Source organism: Thermoflexus sp. (assembly GCF_042408365.1).
Classification (GTDB): Bacteria; Chloroflexota; Anaerolineae; order Thermoflexales; family Thermoflexaceae; genus Thermoflexus.
In genome coordinates this window covers 1-2949 of record NZ_JBHOQJ010000114.1, presented here as the reverse complement: position 1 = coordinate 2949, position 2949 = coordinate 1, and the positions used below count along the sequence as shown (strand labels likewise).

Below are 2949 nucleotides of genomic sequence, written 5' to 3'. Positions count from 1 at the left end.
CCTCCTGGACCGTTCGGTCGACCATGGTCTGGCTCATCAACCATCCCAGGGCCTCCAGGAGAGAGAGAACCACCGCGAACCCCTGGACCCGCTGGGAGAAATGGTCTCGGGAGACCCCGGCCGGATCGACGCGGAAGAGATCGCCGCACCGGGGGCATCGATCGCGATCGGCCTGGACTTCGGAGAGGTGGGGATCCCGCACCCGCTGGGTCACCTCCTGAACCCGCTGGAAGGACTTCCCGTTGCACCCGGGCCGGGGGCCAACGGTGGGGAGTGGGATCTTCTCGGGCTCGACTTTGGGGAGGATGAACAACAATCGCATGGGCCTCCTCCAGGGGGTGTTTCCCCTCCATGATCCCAATTTCACCAACAGGTGAACAGTCACTGAAATCCATAGACCTTTTGCACAATAATAGGCTGGTTGCATAATTCAAGAGAGGGCCTTCTCTTCCCGGCTCTTCAGGCCCTATGGAGAAGATTTTTGGGGCTGGGAAGGCTGCCTTCGGCGGCCTTCCCAGCCCCAAAATTATGCAACAGGTCTCATGGGAGATGCCCCATGCCCTCTCATCGCCCTTCAGGCAGCGCAATGTAGTGGAGTTCTCGGAAGTAGACTGGAGCTCTATACCCACTGGGGAATCGACATGCGGATTCTGCGAACGCTTGCTCCCTGGATCAGCCTGGTTCTTTACCTGCTCTTTGCCTGGGGAAGCGATCGCTGGCTTGAGGCCGCTCAGGCTGAGCGAGCCCGGACATTCCAATCGGAACCCCTCCTCTGGACCTGGGTCGGCCTGAACCTGGCCTTCGCCGGGCTCACCCTGGCCCTGTTCCTGGGATTGCTCCGATGGATCGGCCCGCGCTCCCGCTGGCTCTGGGGGATGATCCCCCTCGGGCTCCTGTTCGTCGGGCTCGGCGCTCCCCCCGGATTCCAGCTGGTCAGCTTCATGCCGGACCCCCTGCGGGCTTGGCTGGGCGCGTTCCGGGTTTCTACCTATTTGGCCCAGGCGGCCGCCTTCATAACCGGGATGGGGATTGCCGGGTTGCTCTGGTCCTGGCTCGAACAACCCAGGAGGGAGTAACGGGCGGTGATTGTTCAAAAATCGGCAACACGATGGCAAGGCTGGATCGCCCTGTGGAGTCTCGGTTTTTCTTTTTCACCTTTCGCCCAGCACCATGGCCAGGCTGGCTCCACTTCTCTTCAAGGGATTTCCACACCCGGCCAGAAGCCGACTCCCGTTCCCTGCGGACTCCTCCCGCGGATACCCCCGCATCGTCCGATATCGCTCCTTCATCCACCATCCCATCGCTCGCTCGCATGGTGGGTCCCGTTCCGCCGTTCCCCGTTCGGCCCCTCCCACGGCCGATCCTTCATCCACCGCGCCCATCGATTCCACCGATCCAACCATCACCACCGAATCCGATCCGCTACGCTCGCCGTTCCGCGACCCGGGGTTCGTGCCCACCGGATGCCCCAGCCCCAACGCATCGGCCACCTCCTGGCCAGCCTCCGCATCGTCGGTCCCCAGCACCTGGGCCCCCACGGCCTCCACCACCGGCTCCAACCATTCTTTCAAGGTCTTCGCATCCTCCCCCTCCCACCCCTCGACCGTGAGCACCCGGCCGGTGGACTCATCCCCCACCCCTTCCCCTTCACCTTCATGCTGGGGACATCGCTCCCCGGAGAAGTGGGTATCGCGCCCTCGCTGGGTCACCTCCTGAAACCGCTGGAAGTGCCTCCTTTGGCACCCTGACCGGGGGCAAACGGTGGGGAGTTGGATCTTTTCGGGCTCGGCTTTGGGGAGGACGAACAACCGTCGCATGGGCCTCCTCCAGGGGTGTCCCCCCTCGACGATCCCAATTTCACCAACAAGTGAACAGTCACGATGTTCTGAGGAGGAGATGTGACCTGAGCGTCTCCTGAATAACCCATGACACGAGTTCCCATCTCCCTTCGATTAGGGGTTTGCGGGGACCCAAGGTTCCCGAAAGAGTTTTCCTTCCCCTCCCCACGGCCCAAAGGGCTGTGGGGAGGGGAAGGGATCATCCGTTGTGTCTTGAAGCTGAAGCGCGGCTTAACCGATGGAAATGGACGTCGAAATTGAACCAGGAAACGATGGCGGAAGTGGTTCGGGAATGGCGGGAGAAGGGGATGGAGGTGTGGATTGGGGATCGAGCGCCCAGCCATCGAGCCCGGAAGGTTCAGGAAGTGGGGGTGAAATGGATTGAACGGCCTCCTGATTCGCCGGAGCTCCATCCGGCGGAGCGGATTGTGGAGGAGCTTCGGCGCCCGGTGGAAAGGAGAGAAGAAAAAGGCGGCGATTGAGGAAGTGTTGCAGCGGCTGGCGGCGGACCCGGAGAGGGTCAAAAGGTTGGCCGGCTGGCGGTGGATCCAAGAAGCAATCCCCCAGCTTCCCACCGAAGATACGGCCTTTCAATAGGTAATTGGTATTAGATTCAGATGGGAAAGGCTCACACGTGCACCCGCTGCCATGCCCCGCTGATGAAACGCCAGCCGAAGAGCACGGCCCGCACGGAGAAATCCGCCAGCATACCCAACCAGGCCCCGGGCAATCCCCAGCCCAGGCTGTGGGCGAAGAGAATCGCGATCGGAAGCCGGACGAACCAGATCGAGGTGGCTGTGATCAGCAATGTATAACGCGTATCCCCGGCCCCGCGCAGGGCGCCGGAGAACACGAAGCTGAGCGCCATCATCGGTTGGATCAGGGCCGCGATCCGTAAGGCGGCTGCGCCTTGCCGGATGACCATAGGATCCTCGGTGAAGAGATCGACCAGTAAAGGTCCCCCCAGCGCCAGGGCCAGGCCGAGCGTCCCCATTAGGATCAGGGCCAGGAGGAGCGCGGTGAAGGTGGCCCGCTTCCCGGCTTCCGGCTGTTTGGCCCCCAGCGCCTGGCCGGTTAGGGTGGAGGCGGCGACGGCGAACCCCCATCCGGG

4 protein-coding genes and 1 pseudogene are annotated in these 2949 nt (G+C 62.6%); 2 read left to right on the top strand and 3 right to left on the bottom strand.

From position 1 onward, the window contains the following. Window positions 1–322: pseudogene (locus ACFMO5_RS05035) on the bottom strand (hypothetical protein); the annotation flags it as partial. A 319-nt stretch (window positions 323–641) separates the two neighbouring features. Between ACFMO5_RS05035 and ACFMO5_RS05030 the strand changes: the two are divergent. After that, window positions 642–1076: a hypothetical protein gene (locus ACFMO5_RS05030; RefSeq protein WP_376791667.1), complete on the top strand. Its 435-nt coding sequence runs from the start codon at window positions 642–644 to the stop codon at window positions 1074–1076. A gap of 75 nt (window positions 1077–1151) precedes the next feature. On the opposite strand, the gene ACFMO5_RS05025 is transcribed toward ACFMO5_RS05030, so the two are convergent. Continuing rightward, a complete protein-coding gene (locus ACFMO5_RS05025) occupies window positions 1152–1817 on the bottom strand; it encodes a hypothetical protein (RefSeq protein WP_376791666.1) in 666 nt (221 codons plus the stop codon). Between the two features lie 293 nt (window positions 1818–2110). On the opposite strand from ACFMO5_RS05025, the gene ACFMO5_RS05020 reads away from it, so the two are divergent. After that, window positions 2111–2320, top strand: a complete 210-nt coding sequence (locus ACFMO5_RS05020) for a hypothetical protein (protein ID WP_376791665.1) — start codon at window positions 2111–2113, stop codon at window positions 2318–2320. Window positions 2321–2466: 146 nt separating this feature from the next. On the opposite strand, the gene ACFMO5_RS05015 is transcribed toward ACFMO5_RS05020, so the two are convergent. Continuing rightward, window positions 2467–2949: MATE family efflux transporter (locus ACFMO5_RS05015; protein ID WP_376791664.1), on the bottom strand; the 483-nt coding region annotated here is incomplete at its 5' end.

Coding starts and splice junctions, on each gene's coding strand:
- ACFMO5_RS05020 (WP_376791665.1), top strand. CDS start 2,111: ATGGCGGAAGTGGTTCGGGAATGGCGGGAGAAGGGGATGGAGGTGTGG.
- ACFMO5_RS05030 (WP_376791667.1), top strand. CDS start 642: ATGCGGATTCTGCGAACGCTTGCTCCCTGGATCAGCCTGGTTCTTTAC.
- ACFMO5_RS05025 (WP_376791666.1), bottom strand. CDS start 1,817: ATGCGACGGTTGTTCGTCCTCCCCAAAGCCGAGCCCGAAAAGATCCAA.